We start from the raw sequence: 14,789 nt of genomic DNA, 5'->3' as shown, positions 1-14,789 counted from the left end.
TTTCTGCAAACCCTTTTTTTACTACATAGCATCCTACAACATCTCCGCAATCTAATTGGATAAATCTGTAGATAAAAGTTTCCGTTTTTCACCTTTACTGAATAAAAACTAGCTCCTCACCAAAAGTTGGAGATGACATTTATTAACCGTATGCCATAAATAGTTGATCTTCGTTCCGACTGGGCAACTCCTTGGGGATCAGCGATAGAGGACGGAGGCTAAAAGCATCACATCCTGTGATAACGCCTTCGTGACCAACATCGGTGCTGTTGTTGTTACTGTCGCTGCGCTTTCGCACAATCAAAACCCTCTGCTGCCGCGAAAGCGAAGCGGCAGCAGCAAAGCGCCCAGTCGGAACGGAAATCAACCACTCGTTATGGTAAATCCTCTACTCTACTATACCCTACAAATCGCTTTTTGTTCTGTTACGATGTTTTTAAGATAACTTATAAAATGATAAAGAGATGCCCGTTTGTGCGAACATCTCCTTAAATATATAACATGATTCAGTAATAGGTTTCACACTTCGGGAATAAAAGAGGATTGAAGAAATAAACTTCAAACTAAAGAGTCAATCAATAATTGCTGCATATCTTCATTTACGTTACTTGTAAATTGTAACCTCTCACCTGTCAAAGGATGAAGCATCTTTAAGGACACACAATGTAATGCTTGTCTATTTATATGATCACGACTTCCACCATAAAGTTCATCTCCAACAAGTGGATGTCCCACATAGGCCATATGCACACGAATTTGATGTGTTCGCCCTGTGTGCAACTTTAGTTGTATATGTGTCATCGGTTCACCCTGTAAATAAAAGTGCCTTAATATTGTCACATCTGTATGTGCAAATTGACCGTCCTCACGCACCTCACGCTCAATAATGCTCGTCTCCTTGCGTCCAATAGGAGCAATAATTGATCGTACATCTCGTGCCACATGTCCATGTACAATGGCTTCATATTGTCGAGAAATTTCTCCGCTACGTTGTGCAAGTCCCGCTAAATGATGAATATGAGCATGTTTGGCAATGCATAGCAAGCCAGAAGTATCACGGTCAAGTCTCGTGACGATATGAGCCGTTGATGCTAAACCTTGCTGTTGAAAATGACCACACACTAGATTCGCTACGCTATGTGTTGGATGCTCACGCGAAGGAATCGTACTTTGATGTGCTGGCTTATTAAGCACTAAAATTGCTTCATCTTCGTAAATAATAGAAAGTTCACCATGTTCAACAGCAAGCCCCTCACTTTTTTCTTCAGGAGGGAATGTAACTTCAACTCGATCGCCAACGTGAAGAGGATGTCGAACATTGCGTTCGACATCATTTACTGTCAGTAAGCCTCCATCAAATTTAATAGCCGTTAAAGCTCGCTTGGAGATGCGCCATTCAGCTAAGGCCTCCCTAAGTAGTTGGCCTTCCTTTTCCGCTATAAAATGCAGTGTAAATCTTGTATCCATTTTACTCATTGGCCACGAATGATTCATGCACTCGTTCCCAGAATGGGAATGGACGGAAACGTGCAAAACGCACTCTTTCAGTTGCTACATTAAATGCAATCGACTTCACATCACCTTGCGTGACTTGTAAATGATCAACTGTCATATTAAAGTTTTGTTCATTGACTGGACGTAAAACACAATGATGGTGTGCTGGTAATATGAGTGGTGAACCAACTGTACGGAAGACACGGTTATTGATAGATGCTATCTCAGTAATTTGGAGTGCCGCTAAAGTCGGATGAATAATTGCTCCACCGAGGGCTTTATTATAAGCTGTACTACCAGAAGGCGTTGATACACATAGTCCGTCTCCACGGAAACGTTCAAACTGATTACCATTTAATTCTACATCCATTACAAGCGTGACATCAGGTGATTTCACAGTTGCTTCATTTAACGCTAAATACGTATTGGATTCCGCATTATGATGCTCCACCTTTACCTCTAGTAGAGGATATTCCACAACGTTAAAGTCCTTTTTCGCAATGGATAAAACAAGCTTTTCTAATTCAGATGGCTTCCAATCGGCATAAAATCCTAAATGTCCCGTATGAATACCTACGAAGGCGACCTGATCTAGCAAATGAGCATATCGATGAAAGGCATGTAGTAAAGTGCCATCTCCCCCAATAGAGATTACGATTTCAGGAGCCTCTTCATCATAAGTTAACCCAAAATCCTGCAAATACGTTCTGGCTAGCTCCATTAATTCGTTCGACTGTGCATCTCTACGTGATTGAATGGAAAATTTCATTTTGAGTCACGCTCCTTCTCCGATAGTAAATTAGGATTCGATGCTTCTTTATATTCACTGAAATAAGCCTGCGCTTCTTGTATCTCACTACGAATGGACGACATTTCCTCATCTAATCGGAAAGCGGCCTCTGCTGCACTTTGAAGGCGATTTTTAATTTCCTCAGGGAACATACCTTTATATTTATAATTTAAAGAATGCTCAATAGATGCCCAAAAATTCATGGCTAGTGTTCTTATTTGTATTTCAGCTAATACCACTTTTTTCCCCTGTATCGTCTCTACAGGATACTCCACAATCATATGATATGAGCGGTAGCCACTTGGCTTATTATGTGTAATATAGTCACGCTCTTCCACTACACGCATATCTTTACGTTGCCGTATTAGTTCTGTAACTGTCGATATATCATCTACAAATTGACACATAATACGTAAACCTGCGATATCGCCTAGCTCGTCACCTAGCTGTTTAGAAGGCTCAAAGGAAAGTCCTTTTTCTAGTGTTTTATCATATATACTTGCTAAAGGCTTTACACGTCCTGTCACAAATTCAATTGGTGAATTTGCATTAACAATACCAAACTGTGAACGCATACCCTTTAATTTTACTTTTAACTCATCTACTGCTTGTTTATAAGGACTTAAAAATATTTCCCATTGCCCCATCGCAAAAACCTCCCGACATTCGGTATCGAACAAAACCAACACCGTCTGTTCGTTTTGTCTTTTTATTCAGCTAGAATTTTCTCGAAGTGTTGTTCCACCGCTTGGACAAATTCCGCCCCATAATTGTAATTTCCTTCAATATTATACACGAGCATTTCCAATTCATCGTAAAAATTTGTAAGCTCAAGTACTTCTTCACCTAGTTGTAGCTTTGGGTTTTTCCCTTTTTGCAAAATATGTACAAGCTGATCCCAACTACTCGGCGGAAAACGCAAGTAATGATAATCCTCTCCTGCATCAAGTAAATAAATAAACGCAAAGTCATCAGAATCTGCAATTAATTGTGCAGCAGGTTTTAACTGTAAATTTACTTCATTGTCGTTTAAACTAAAATGAAGTTCTTCATTTTCAAAATTCAATGTTTCTATTGTATAAATTTTACGCACACGCGGTTCCCCTTTTCGTCGTACTCTTCCTCTTATTTTAGCATAGAGGGTAAATAGTTGCAGTGTGTAAATACTAAATCAATGAAATAACGAACGAAACTTTTTATTATAGCGTGTAGTTGATTTCCGTTCCGACTGGGCGACTCCTTTGGAATCAGCAATAGCGGAACGAAGGCTAAAACATTACATCCTGTGATAACACCTTCGTGACCAACATCGACGCTGTTGCTACCGCTACGCTTTCGTACAGAAATCATTTGTTGGTCCAAGCGAAACGGAAATCACCCCATGCTATTGTAATGAGCCATACTAAAATTTTTATCTATCATCGGAATTTTAGTATGACCTTTTACTAAAACATATGATATGCATATAAGTTGATTGGAGTGGAGGCTGGGCGACTCCTTGGGGATTAGCGATATAGTAGAACGAAGGCTAAAAGCATCACGTCCTGTGATAACGCCTTCGTGACCAACATCCTGCTGCTGCCGCTACGTTGCACTCACGCTTTCCCGTTGCCCCGAGACCCTGCAGCGAGCAACGCGAGTGAAGCGGCTCATCGGACGCCCCCAGGAAGCTCTGCGCGAAAGCGAAGCGGCAGCAACAAATGTTTTATCTGTGCGAAAGCAAAGCGACAGCAACAACAAAGCGCCCAGCCGGAACGGAGATCAACCCCATGCTATGCTGATGAACCTTTCCCCTAATCAACACAAGTAAAAAAATTAAAATAAACAGGTGAACATAATGGCACAACAAATTGAAATAGAGTTTAAAAATCTTTTAACAAAAGAGCAATACGAATATTTACTGCAAGAATTCAACATTTCTGAAAATGCTATTCATCGTCAAACAAATCATTATTTCGACACACCTTCGCAAGCTATTCGGAAACGCCAAAGCGGGCTTCGTATTCGACAAATCGACAAATACTTTGAGTGTACTTTAAAAGAAAAAAATGCAGAGCATGCACACTTAGAGACGACTGACGAATTAACGGCTGAGCAAGCTGAGAAAATGCTTGCTAATGAAGATTTCTATGCCCAAGAAGTAGCCAAAAGACTAGCTCTCTTTAACATCCCTTTGGAAAAATTGGAGGTATTTGGTTCACTAACAACTGATCGTGTCGAAATACCTTATAAGGATGGCCTTCTAGTATTCGATCATTCTTTCTATTTGCAGTGCGATGATTATGAGGTAGAATATGAATCAAAAGATGCAATAAAAGGAAATGCAACCTTCGACGAATTTCTACAGCAATATGGTATTGAAAAACGGGCAACAGATAAAAAAATTGCGCGTTTTATGAAAGCATTACAAATGAATAAAGAACAATCCTAATAGAGCAATTATGCCCCAGCATAATTGCGTCGCGTCCGGAATCGGCTTTGTCCTTGTACAAAGACTTCCTTTCCGATTCCGTGACATCCGCCGGAGATATTAGGCCAATGTGATGTTGGTCACTCTCTTAGCGGATGTTGCTGAAATAAGTTAGCTAGATAACAAGAAAGGGTGGCAACTCCTTGGATATCCAATCACTCAGAACTTTACTTGACATTCAAGCATTACAAACACTAGGAGCTTCAGAAAATTCATCGTCAAACAATCTTACAGACAGCAATTCTATGTTTTCTGACATGATTAGCGAAATACTTGGCGATTCAACTACTACTAACAATGCAAAATTATCTAGTTTGCTCGGAGGAGTATCAAGCGCTTCGTCTATGATGAATCAGTTTAATAGTTTAACTGGTTTATCTGAAAACATGCAAAATAATGCGTATCAAGCATTACTTTATAACGGTTCTAATAGCGTCTTTATACCTTCATCTGTACAAGCAGCTTTAGCAAACACACAATCTAGTACAACTAGTACTAAGCTAGACTCCTACGTTTCAGATAACGTAATTGGTTCAACAGCGTATGCCAATTCATTAGCAGGTGCGAATCAGTACGCTTCGATTATTCAAAAGGCAGCAGCTACATATAATGTACCTGAGAAACTCATCGCTGCCGTGATTAAGCAAGAGTCTAATTTTAATACAAATGTGGTTAGTCATGCTGGAGCACAAGGATTAATGCAATTAATGCCAAAGACAGCACAATATTTAGGCGTTACAAACGCCTTTGATCCAGAGCAAAATATTATGGCAGGAGCCAAATATTTACGCCAAATGCTAGATAAATTTGATAACGATCCTACATTAGCATTAGCTGCTTATAACGCAGGAGCTTCACGCGTTACAAAGTATGGTGGCGTTCCTCCTTTCAAAGAAACGCAGAATTATGTCAATAAAGTGATGAATTACTACACAGTTTAACTTCTGGGCTCAATTATGCCGAGGCATAATTGATTCGCATAATCATTGTTAATACAGCGTTTTTCGGCAAATTTCACCCGCGTGGTGAAATTTGTGCTTTTTTAGCGAAAACATTTCGGAAGAGCGCTTTATTTGTGTTAACGAAAAGACGTTGATAGAATGAAGGTAGTCACAAGAAATTCACATTTTAAAAAATGACTAAGTATAAAAATATACTTTACGATATAAAGAATTAAAGGGGCATTAAACTTATGAGTCGAAAATACACTGTTCCTTATGAGGAGCTGGGGGCTGAAAAGCTTTCAGAGCTAATCCATGCGTTCTATAGAAGAGTTGCACAGCATCCTGATCTTATTCCAATCTTTCCAAAAGATTTAACGGAAACAGCACGCAAGCAAATTCAATTTCAAACACAGTATTTAGGTGGACCAAATCTTTTTACTGAGGAGCATGGTCATCCAATGATGCGTGCACGTCATATGAATTTTCCGATTACACCTGATCGCGCTCAAGCTTGGCTTGAATGTATGTCCGAGGCGATGGATGAAGTAGGAATGGAAGGTAAGTACCGTGAAGTTTATTATCAACGTTTAGTATTAACAGCTCATCACATGATTAATACACCAAATGACGATGAGGGGGAATTGTTACGTGAATAATATTCAAATGCTACAAGAGCCAACTCCTGAGATTTCTACTGCTAATAAGCCTATTGAATTGTATATTTTCGTAGATCCACTTTGTCCAGAAGCTTTTAAATTGCAAGCCGTTCTTCGTAAGTTACAGCTAGAGTACAATCATTACTTTACATGGCGCTTTGTACTAAGCACAGAGCTAGCCTCTCTGAATTGCTTAAGTAAGCGTGTAAAAGGTTGTGTATCCGGTATTGAACTTGACATTAATCACCCTGTTTTGCCATCGATCGCTATTAAAGCAGCAGAGTTACAGGGGAAACGTGCAGGCGCACGTTATTTGTCGAAACTACAAGAATATGTATTACTAAACCAACAAGATGTCAATTCTTATGCTACGTTGCTAAAAATTGCGGAAGATGTTCAATTAGACATGAATGAATTTACCGCAGACTTCGGTTCAAAAGAAGCAGCACGTGCCTTCCAATGCGATTTATATATTAAACGTGAGATGGAAGTTGATGAAGTCCCTAGCATTGTGTTTTTCAATGAATGTATTGAAGATGAAGGTCTTAAAGTTAGTGGCAACTATTCCTATGAAGTTTATGAACATATTTTACAAGAAATGATGGATGAACAGCTTGTGCGTCAACCATTACCAACAATGGAAGAGTTATTTGAAAAATTCCATACCCTTTCAACAAATGAAGTAGCTTTTATCTACTCATCAACAGAGCAAAATGCTGAACGTGAATTAAAGAAGCGTATGCTACAGCAAAAGATTGAACGAATTCAGACAGATCACGCTACACTGTGGCGTCTTAAATAATGCAATTATACTATTATTCTAAAGAACAGGGATACAACACACATTTAATGTTGTGTCCCTGTTCTCTTTTTTATTTATCGGATCGTTTCTGCGATTTATCGGAATGCTTCTTAAAAAAAATAAAAGAAGCGCCACTATCCTCGACAGATAATGACGCCTCTTTTTCACAAAGGGGATGGGAGAAATGTTCACGTTCAAACAAAGGGGTGTATGTTTGTTTTTGTGATTTATTTCACATGATTCAATTTATCACGGAATAGTAAATATAGCAACAAGTCCAATGATAGATTCACAAATTTGTCAAATAGAAAGCGATTACAAACAGTATTTTTTCAAGATACGCACTTTTAAACATTTGGAAATCAAAAAAAATCATTATTCTTACAATTTTTATTATTTAATTAATCATAGAAAAAGGCTGTAGGGAAATTCCTACAGCCTTCCAAATTAATTATTCAACAATAATTTTTCTAACTCATTTAAACGTTCTTCAAATACTTTACATGCATCGTCAATCGGTTGTGCAACGTTCATATCAACGCCTGCTGCCTTTAATACCTCAATTGGGAAATTAGAGCAGCCTGCTTTTAAGAAGTTATTAATATAACGTTCTACAGCTGTTGTACCCTCTTCTAAAATCTGTTTACTTAATGCTGTCGCAGCTGATTTACCTGTAGCATATTGATACACATAGTAGTTATAGTAGAAGTGTGGAATACGAGCCCATTCTAAGCCGATTTCCTCATCTACAACAATATCCTCACCGAAGTATTGTTTATTTAAATTATAGTAAACCTCTGTTAGACGCTCTGCTGTTAAAGATTCACCATTTTTATCCATTTGGTGGATTAGGTGTTCAAATTCAGCAAACATTGTTTGTCTGAAAACAGTACTTCTGAAGCCGTCTAGCCAATGATTTAATAAATAAATTTTCTGTTGAGGGTCTTCAATTGTTTTCAGTAAATAATCATTTAACAGCTCCTCGTTACAAGTTGAAGCTACTTCCGCTACAAAAATAGAATAATCGCCATAAACGAACGGCTGATTTTTACGTGAATAATAACTGTGTACACTATGACCAAATTCATGCGCTAGTGTAAACAGATTATTAACATTGTCTTGCCAGTTCATTAATATATATGGATTTGTTCCATAAGCACCTGAAGAGTACGCACCACTGCGTTTCCCTTTGTTTTCTAAGACATCCACCCAACGATTATCTAGACCACCTTGAACAATGCCTTGATATTCCTCACCTAGTGGCGCTAAAGCTTTTACTAAAATATCCTTCGCTTCGTCGTAAGTGATTTTCATATCCACTTCCTTAACGAGTGGAGCAAATAAATCCCACATATGCAATTCGTCTACACCTAAAAGCTTTTTACGTAACGAAATATAGCGCTGCATAGCTGGTAAATGCTTATGGACTGTTTCTACTAATTGATCATAAACACTTTCCGGAATGAAGTTATTAGACATCGCTGCGTGACGTGCAGAATCATAATTACGAATACGTGCACTAACATTATGCTTTTTCACATTGCCCGTTAATGTAGCGGAAAACGTATTTTTAAAGTTACCGTAAGTTTCGTACATTGCTTTAAAAGCATTTTCACGAACAGTGCGATCTTTACTTTCTAAAAACTTAATATAGTTACCGTGTGTTAGCTGTACTTCTTCCCCTTCTTCATTTTTCACTTTAGGGAAGACAATATCAGCGTTATTTAACATACTAAATGCATTTGAAGCAGTACCTGTAACCTCAGACATTTGTGCAAGTAACGCTTCCTGCTCTGCTGGTAATACATGCGGACGCGCCATCGTGATTTCTTTTAATGATTGCTTATACAGTTGTAAGTCTTTGTTTTCTGCTAAGTAACTTTCTATCGTTTCTTCACTCAGTGATAAAATCTCAGGTGTTAAAAATGATAGGGCAGCCGAAATACTAGTCGCTAATGTTTGAATACGACTATTCATATCTTGATAGAAGCTATTTGTCGTATCTTGGTCATTACGCATATGAGCATACGTGTAAAGCTTCATTGCACGTTCATAAATTTCATCGTGATAAGTTAGAACTGCCGCTAATTCATCTGCTCCATTTTTCACAGTACCTGCATAACTAGGTGCTTTTTTCGCAAGTTCTGCAACTTCTTTATACTCTTCTTCCCATAGGGCATCAGTTGCGAATATATCCTCTAAGCGCCAAGTTAACTCTTTTGGAACATCATTTCTTACTAAAACTTGATTACTAGCCATGTGCCAGCCCCCTTTATATGTGCGTTTTTCCTATACTCTCATATTTTCTCAGTATATTGCGTCAATTGCAAATAAATGTGCGTACACTCGCTCACAAATATCCGGAAAACGATCATCTTTTTCATCCCTTTTCGCCAGTACCATTCCGTAATTTTTAATAGCTTGTACAGCCTGGATTGTAACCTCTATATGTTGTTGGCTTAAAAACAATCGTATATTTCTCTCATCTAGTTCATGAGGTGCTAATTGTAAACAACGACAAAAATGATGTAAAATCGTTTGCCACTCTATAGAAAACCTTGGTATTGCCTCTCCATCTTTTACCGGAATACCTACGTAATCAGGCATCCCCGTTAAAGCAAAGCCTAACTCATACCTACTTCGTAAAAATGCATCTTGCACCCCATTTTTACTATGGAATAATCGTTGATATACAAATTGCTTACAATACTTTTTATAAAGCTGCCAATACAGACGAAATTCCTCTTTCGTAATTGTCTTAGGCTCATAAAAAGGAAAATGTTGCTTGTGAATAGTTAATTCCTGTACTTTACCTATAAAAGTATGCCCATGAACATAAAGAAGATTCGCCCAATAAATAAATCTCGATGTGTTTGCATCATATGTCACTAAATAAGACAAACCTAATGCTGTAGCATTTAGCACTTTTTGCATAATCGGAGAAATGGAAATTTTTTGAACACCTTGTGTAGTTTGTCTTTGAGGTGTTTGAAAAAGCCACAACGGCTGTATACAATTTTTCTCATATCCAGATGTACGTAATAGCCACTTTTCATGAGAAATTGTACTACATTGAAATTCAATGGCAATTTGCTTATGCTCCTTGATCAAAAGCATATCTGGCCGCTGTGAAAGCTTCCTTAAAAAGGGCTCCAGCTTTACTGTATGCCCGAGTTTTTTTAACCATTCAAATAATTGGACTTTTCCTTGTAAATGAAGTTTTGATTCACCCTCTGCAAATAACTGTACACAGCTATTAGTAGCAATATGAGCGAAATGAGGGATATTATATTTGCCTATCTTTAATTGGACAGGCTGCTGGCATTGAGGACAATAAAATTTCATCTGCCGCCTATATCGTTGTAAAGCTTCCCTTGAATATTGGTATGGGAGAAAAATCTGTTGCTGCTCATTATAGGCCATAAGCATAAAATCATCTCCTTTTTGCCTAATTGTATAGGAGCCTTTTTATAGCGACAAATAAAGTACGGCTTTTTCTTGAAATTTATAAATTGCTATCTTTTTTCAATTACTTACGTTACCAAAAACACTTACTGAAAGAAGTTAAATAAAAAGACTGCAAACAAACTTGATAATCACCAAGTTTGTTTACAGTCTAAACCACTGAATCAAGTACTCATTACTTTAAATAAAATATTTTCGTACAGTTTCAAAGCAATCAAATTCCATAATTTTTTCGCCATATTCCTCTAAACGATGGATTGTAAAATTCGATGGTAGTAAAAATTCTTTAATAACCGCATTTCTATCGTGATGATTTAGCTCTTCTTCTGCGTTCGCAAAGTCAACTACCAGATAGTACCAATTTTCATATTTAAATAATGAGGAATCCACTAATTCATCTGTTATGCGTTTCGCTACAGGGATTAACTCATCAATATCTTTAAATTTATAAACATAAATGTCTGTATCCATAAATAATTCTGACTCATCAATGTCACCAAATTGAGTTAGTTGACTGAGAAGATCCTCTCCAACATCCTCGAATGGAGCAAACATATCTTTGTGTTCATCAAAATGCGAAGAACCATCTAAGGTTTCACCGTCTTTTAAAATATGTGCACGTGTGACAATGATCTCTAAGCCTACTTCAGAAGCATTGATATGAATCCAAATTGGACCTTCTACATCAAAATAATCCTCCGTATTTACTTCATCAATCATATCCCAAAAAAGTTGTTCACCCTTTGCTCGATTGTACCAAATTTCTTCACGACTATAGCCGCGATCCTCTATATCATTGTACGTAATAAAGAGCTTGAGTGTATTTTCGTTTACACGTTCGATGTCCACTAGACCTCATCTCCCTTCACTGTCATTTGTCGAAAAACAGTTTATTTCATTAGTATGCTATTATTCATTGTTTTTAACCTCATACTTCATTTTTGTTTTTCAACCTTTGACCACACTACAGTAAACCCATCGAGCAACCGAAATTAAAAAATTAATGTCCACAGTTGTCTCTAATTATATTGTATGCTGTTCTGTCATAAAATGAAAAGGATATACACCGTTTCACAGAAGTTATTTGAATTATTGAAATTGTAGTAAACTATTAAGCTAAAATCAAGTTTAACATACTTTACCGAAATATATGACTTTTCCCTATTATTTATTATACTCTATATAGAAGGATTTACATAAGAAAAACACAAAAAAATAGATGTCACAATATGCTTGTTGCATATGTAACATCTAATACTATTCTATGCAGAATACGGCAATATTAGTTCACCATACGCTGTGCTTCTTGCAATTGATAAGCACGAACCTTACGAGGCAGGAAACGGCGAATTTCATCCTCGTTGTAGCCGACCTGTAAACGTTTTTCATCTAAAATAATGGGACGACGTAATAAACCTGGATACTCTTGAATTAATTCGTATAAACGTTGTAATGGCAAGCTTTCCACATCAACATTTAATTTTTGGAAAATTTTTGATCGAGTTGAAATAATTTCATCCGTACCATCTTCTGTCATACGCAAAATTTCTTTAATTTCACTAATGCTTAATGGTTCAGAAAATATATTACGTTCTGTATATGGGATTTCATGCTCCTCTAACCATGCTTTAGCTTTTCGGCAAGACGTACAACTTGGTGATGTAAATAAAGTTACTATCATACTGACACATCCTTTCCTTTTAATCATTATCTATAAACTAGTGTGTTAAATTAGAATTAATGTAATTTAAATATACATACCATTATACAGTACTCTGTGATGTTTGAATATAGTTCCAATAAAAAAAGAATACCCATTTGACATGAAATTTTCTGTTTTTTCACATAAACTTCAAAGTAGTTACTTCTTGAGATCTGTAATGACCTACTACTAACATTCCCATTCGTAGAGCATTTTAAACATCCACTGCTTGATTGTTTTTGTTCTCATTTAAAAATTTTAAACGAGAATACTGTCAATTCTGTGTGTACAAATATAGACGTATTTTTACTAATATCGGTTGCATTTCCAAATAAATTGATTGTTACCATAACGTGCGGTTGATTTCTATTCCGAATGGGAACTTTACTGGGGGCGTCCAGTCGGAACGAAGATCAACTTATGTATATGGAATGTGTTTTAACAAATGTCATTCGCAAATTTTGGTGTTGAGCCACACCTTCATATAATTTACTGAAATAAAAAAGCAACAAAAGTAGCATATAACTTTCTTCCGAGAAAAAACACCGTCAAAAGTCTGACTTTACACACTTGCTTTTCACCGAGCCTTTATAATATAATTTTTTGCAATAAATCAATTATGTCTTTGGTGAATTCACCTCGCCATCTATGCAGATGGAAGACAGGTATTGAGCTAAAAAACGCTGACGAAGAGTAGTACATTTGCCTTTTACACGTTTAGAGAGTCTGTGGTTGCTGCAAACAGATCGTGTAAGCATTTGGAATGGACTTCCGAGTTAGCTTTGTGAACGACTTAATTTCTTCCTTAAGTCTATTAGCAAAGCTCGTCCCTTCACGTTACGAAGAAGAGTGGCCGTTTTAGGCAAGCTGGGTGGTACCGCGGATTCAAACATCATTCGTCCCTTCATTAGAAAACTAATGAGGACGCATGATGTTTTTTTATTTTGGTTCATCACCCAAAATTGTGAATGACTTTTATTAAAACGTCTATTATGAAAAAGTTGATTGTAGTGGAGACTGGGCGACTCCTTAGGGATTAGCGATAGAGGAACGAAGGCTAAATACATCACATCCTGTGATAACGCCTTCGTGACCAACATCCTGCTGCTGTCGCTTCGTTAGCACTACGCTTTCGCGCAAAAAACATCCTGCTGCTGTCGCTTCGTTAGCACTACGCTTTCGCGCAAAAAAACATCCTGCTGCTGTCGCTTCGTTAGCACTACGCTTTCGCGCAAAAAACATCCTGTTGCCCCCAAGCAGCTCATCGGACGCTCCCAGGAAGCTCTGCTCTGTGCGAAAGCGTAGCGGCAGCAACAAAGCGTCCAGTCGGAACGGAAATCAACCACACGTTTTGGTGATGACTCTTCATTTTGATATTTATGTAAAAACAAGGGACTTAAATTCAAGGAGGAAATGACAATGACAACTATTTTTTCAGGCGTACAGCCAACAGGTATTGTAACTTTAGGGAACTATTTAGGAGCATTTAAGCAATTCCCTGCATTACAAGATGAAGGTGATGCTGTTTATTGTATCGTCGATCAGCATGCAATAACAGTGGCTCAAGATCCAAAAGAATTACGTCAAAATATTCGCAACCTAGCAGCAACGTATATTGCTACTGGCATCGACCCTAAAAAATCGACATTATTTATTCAATCAGAAGTACCAGCTCACGCACAAGCAGGCTGGATGTTACAATGCGTTGCATCGATTGGTGAGCTTGAACGTATGACACAATTTAAAGATAAATCGCACGGGAAGGAAAGCGTATCTGCCGCTCTTTTAACATATCCACCATTGATGGCAGCAGACATCCTTTTGTATAACACAAACATTGTTCCTGTCGGTGATGATCAGAAGCAGCATATTGAGCTTACTCGTGATCTAGCAGAGCGTTTTAACAAACGTTATGGTGACGTTTTAACGATTCCTGAAATTCAATTACCTAAAGCAGGAGCTCGTATCAAATCACTACAAGAACCTACAAAGAAAATGAGTAAATCTGATCCAAATACAAAAGCAACAATCAAGCTGTTAGATTCAGCGAAAGATATTGAGAAAAAAATTAAATCTGCTGTTACTGACTCTGATGGTATTGTGGCATTTGATGTGGAAAATAAACCTGGCGTTTCTAATTTACTAACAATCGAATCTGCCATTTCAGGCGTATCTATTGACGACCTTGTAAAAAAATACGAGGGCGTTGGCTATGGTGGTTTCAAGCAAGGTGTTGCAGCAACGGTTATTGATCACCTGACACCAATTCAAGAGAAATTCTATCACTTGGTGGAATCATCAGAATTAGACATCATTTTAGATGAAGGTGCTGAAAAGGCAAATGCTATTGCTAGCGCTACATTAAAACGCATGGAAGAAGCAATGGGTCTTGGCCGTGCACGTCGCTAAGAAAAAAGCTTTAACATGAAATGAAGAAATACTGTAGCTTTGTTGAAACTTATCGAA

The 14,789-nt window shown here is 37.6% G+C and carries 14 protein-coding genes and 1 other annotated feature; of the genes, 5 read left to right on the top strand and 9 right to left on the bottom strand.

All coding sequences use genetic code 11. The features are described from left to right. Nucleotides 1–558 precede the first annotated feature (558 nt). From B1B04_RS01525 to B1B04_RS01510, 4 genes are all read right to left on the bottom strand, one after another. On the bottom strand, nucleotides 559–1,467 hold the full coding sequence (locus B1B04_RS01525; protein ID WP_303048844.1) for an RluA family pseudouridine synthase: 909 nt from the start codon (nucleotides 1,465–1,467) through the stop codon (nucleotides 559–561). 1 nt (nucleotide 1,468) lies between these two features. After that, nucleotides 1,469–2,263 (bottom strand): NAD kinase, encoded by a 795-nt coding sequence (locus B1B04_RS01520; RefSeq protein ID WP_079559569.1) that lies wholly within the window; start codon nucleotides 2,261–2,263, stop codon nucleotides 1,469–1,471. Continuing rightward, complete coding sequence (yjbM, locus tag B1B04_RS01515; protein ID WP_049668156.1) at nucleotides 2,260–2,931, bottom strand: GTP diphosphokinase; 672 nt, start codon at nucleotides 2,929–2,931, stop codon at nucleotides 2,260–2,262. Before yjbM ends, B1B04_RS01520 begins: the two co-directional genes overlap by 4 nt. 62 nt (nucleotides 2,932–2,993) lie before the next feature. Next, entirely contained in the window at nucleotides 2,994–3,377 is a 384-nt protein-coding gene (locus B1B04_RS01510; protein ID WP_079559568.1) for a UPF0738 family protein, read from the bottom strand. Nucleotides 3,378–4,121: 744 nt separating this feature from the next. On the opposite strand from B1B04_RS01510, the gene B1B04_RS01505 reads away from it, so the two are divergent. From B1B04_RS01505 to B1B04_RS01490, 4 genes are all read left to right on the top strand, one after another. Then, on the top strand, nucleotides 4,122–4,715 hold the full coding sequence (locus B1B04_RS01505) for a CYTH domain-containing protein (RefSeq protein WP_079559567.1): 594 nt from the start codon (nucleotides 4,122–4,124) through the stop codon (nucleotides 4,713–4,715). A 182-nt stretch (nucleotides 4,716–4,897) separates the two neighbouring features. After that, nucleotides 4,898–5,695, top strand: coding sequence for a lytic transglycosylase domain-containing protein (locus B1B04_RS01500; RefSeq protein WP_079559566.1), 798 nt, complete (start codon nucleotides 4,898–4,900; stop codon nucleotides 5,693–5,695). 251 nt (nucleotides 5,696–5,946) lie between these two features. Beyond that, on the top strand, nucleotides 5,947–6,354 hold the full coding sequence (locus B1B04_RS01495) for a globin domain-containing protein (protein WP_079559565.1): 408 nt from the start codon (nucleotides 5,947–5,949) through the stop codon (nucleotides 6,352–6,354). After that, on the top strand, nucleotides 6,347–7,156 hold the full coding sequence (locus tag B1B04_RS01490) for a DsbA family protein (protein ID WP_079559564.1): 810 nt from the start codon (nucleotides 6,347–6,349) through the stop codon (nucleotides 7,154–7,156). Before B1B04_RS01495 ends, B1B04_RS01490 begins: the two co-directional genes overlap by 8 nt. A 447-nt stretch (nucleotides 7,157–7,603) precedes the next feature. Here the strand turns inward: B1B04_RS01490 and pepF are convergent, their stop codons facing one another. The 5 genes from pepF to B1B04_RS01465 form a co-directional block, all read right to left on the bottom strand. After that, nucleotides 7,604–9,415: an oligoendopeptidase F gene (gene pepF / locus B1B04_RS01485; RefSeq protein ID WP_079559563.1), complete on the bottom strand. Its 1,812-nt coding sequence runs from the start codon at nucleotides 9,413–9,415 to the stop codon at nucleotides 7,604–7,606. A gap of 48 nt (nucleotides 9,416–9,463) precedes the next feature. Continuing rightward, on the bottom strand, nucleotides 9,464–10,585 hold the full coding sequence (locus B1B04_RS01480; protein ID WP_079559562.1) for a competence protein CoiA: 1,122 nt from the start codon (nucleotides 10,583–10,585) through the stop codon (nucleotides 9,464–9,466). A 216-nt stretch (nucleotides 10,586–10,801) separates the two neighbouring features. Beyond that, a complete protein-coding gene (gene mecA / locus B1B04_RS01475; RefSeq protein ID WP_079559561.1) occupies nucleotides 10,802–11,470 on the bottom strand; it encodes an adaptor protein MecA in 669 nt (222 codons plus the stop codon). A 433-nt stretch (nucleotides 11,471–11,903) separates the two neighbouring features. Continuing rightward, nucleotides 11,904–12,299, bottom strand: coding sequence for a transcriptional regulator SpxA (gene spxA, locus B1B04_RS01470; RefSeq protein WP_024362527.1), 396 nt, complete (start codon nucleotides 12,297–12,299; stop codon nucleotides 11,904–11,906). A 698-nt stretch (nucleotides 12,300–12,997) separates the two neighbouring features. Continuing rightward, nucleotides 12,998–13,230: a binding site (T-box leader), on the top strand. A 122-nt stretch (nucleotides 13,231–13,352) separates the two neighbouring features. Then, nucleotides 13,353–13,565 (bottom strand): hypothetical protein, encoded by a 213-nt coding sequence (locus B1B04_RS01465; protein ID WP_079559560.1) that lies wholly within the window; start codon nucleotides 13,563–13,565, stop codon nucleotides 13,353–13,355. Nucleotides 13,566–13,742: 177 nt separating this feature from the next. Here B1B04_RS01465 and trpS point away from each other — a divergent pair, with 177 nt between their 5' ends. Further along, entirely contained in the window at nucleotides 13,743–14,732 is a 990-nt protein-coding gene (trpS, locus tag B1B04_RS01460; protein WP_079559559.1) for a tryptophan--tRNA ligase, read from the top strand. Nucleotides 14,733–14,789: the final 57 nt, after the last annotated feature.

The sequence above is a fragment of the Lysinibacillus sp. KCTC 33748 genome, from assembly GCF_002237755.1.
Lineage (GTDB): Bacteria > Bacillota > Bacilli > Bacillales_A > Planococcaceae > Lysinibacillus.
This window is presented reverse-complemented; position numbering and strand designations above follow the sequence as displayed.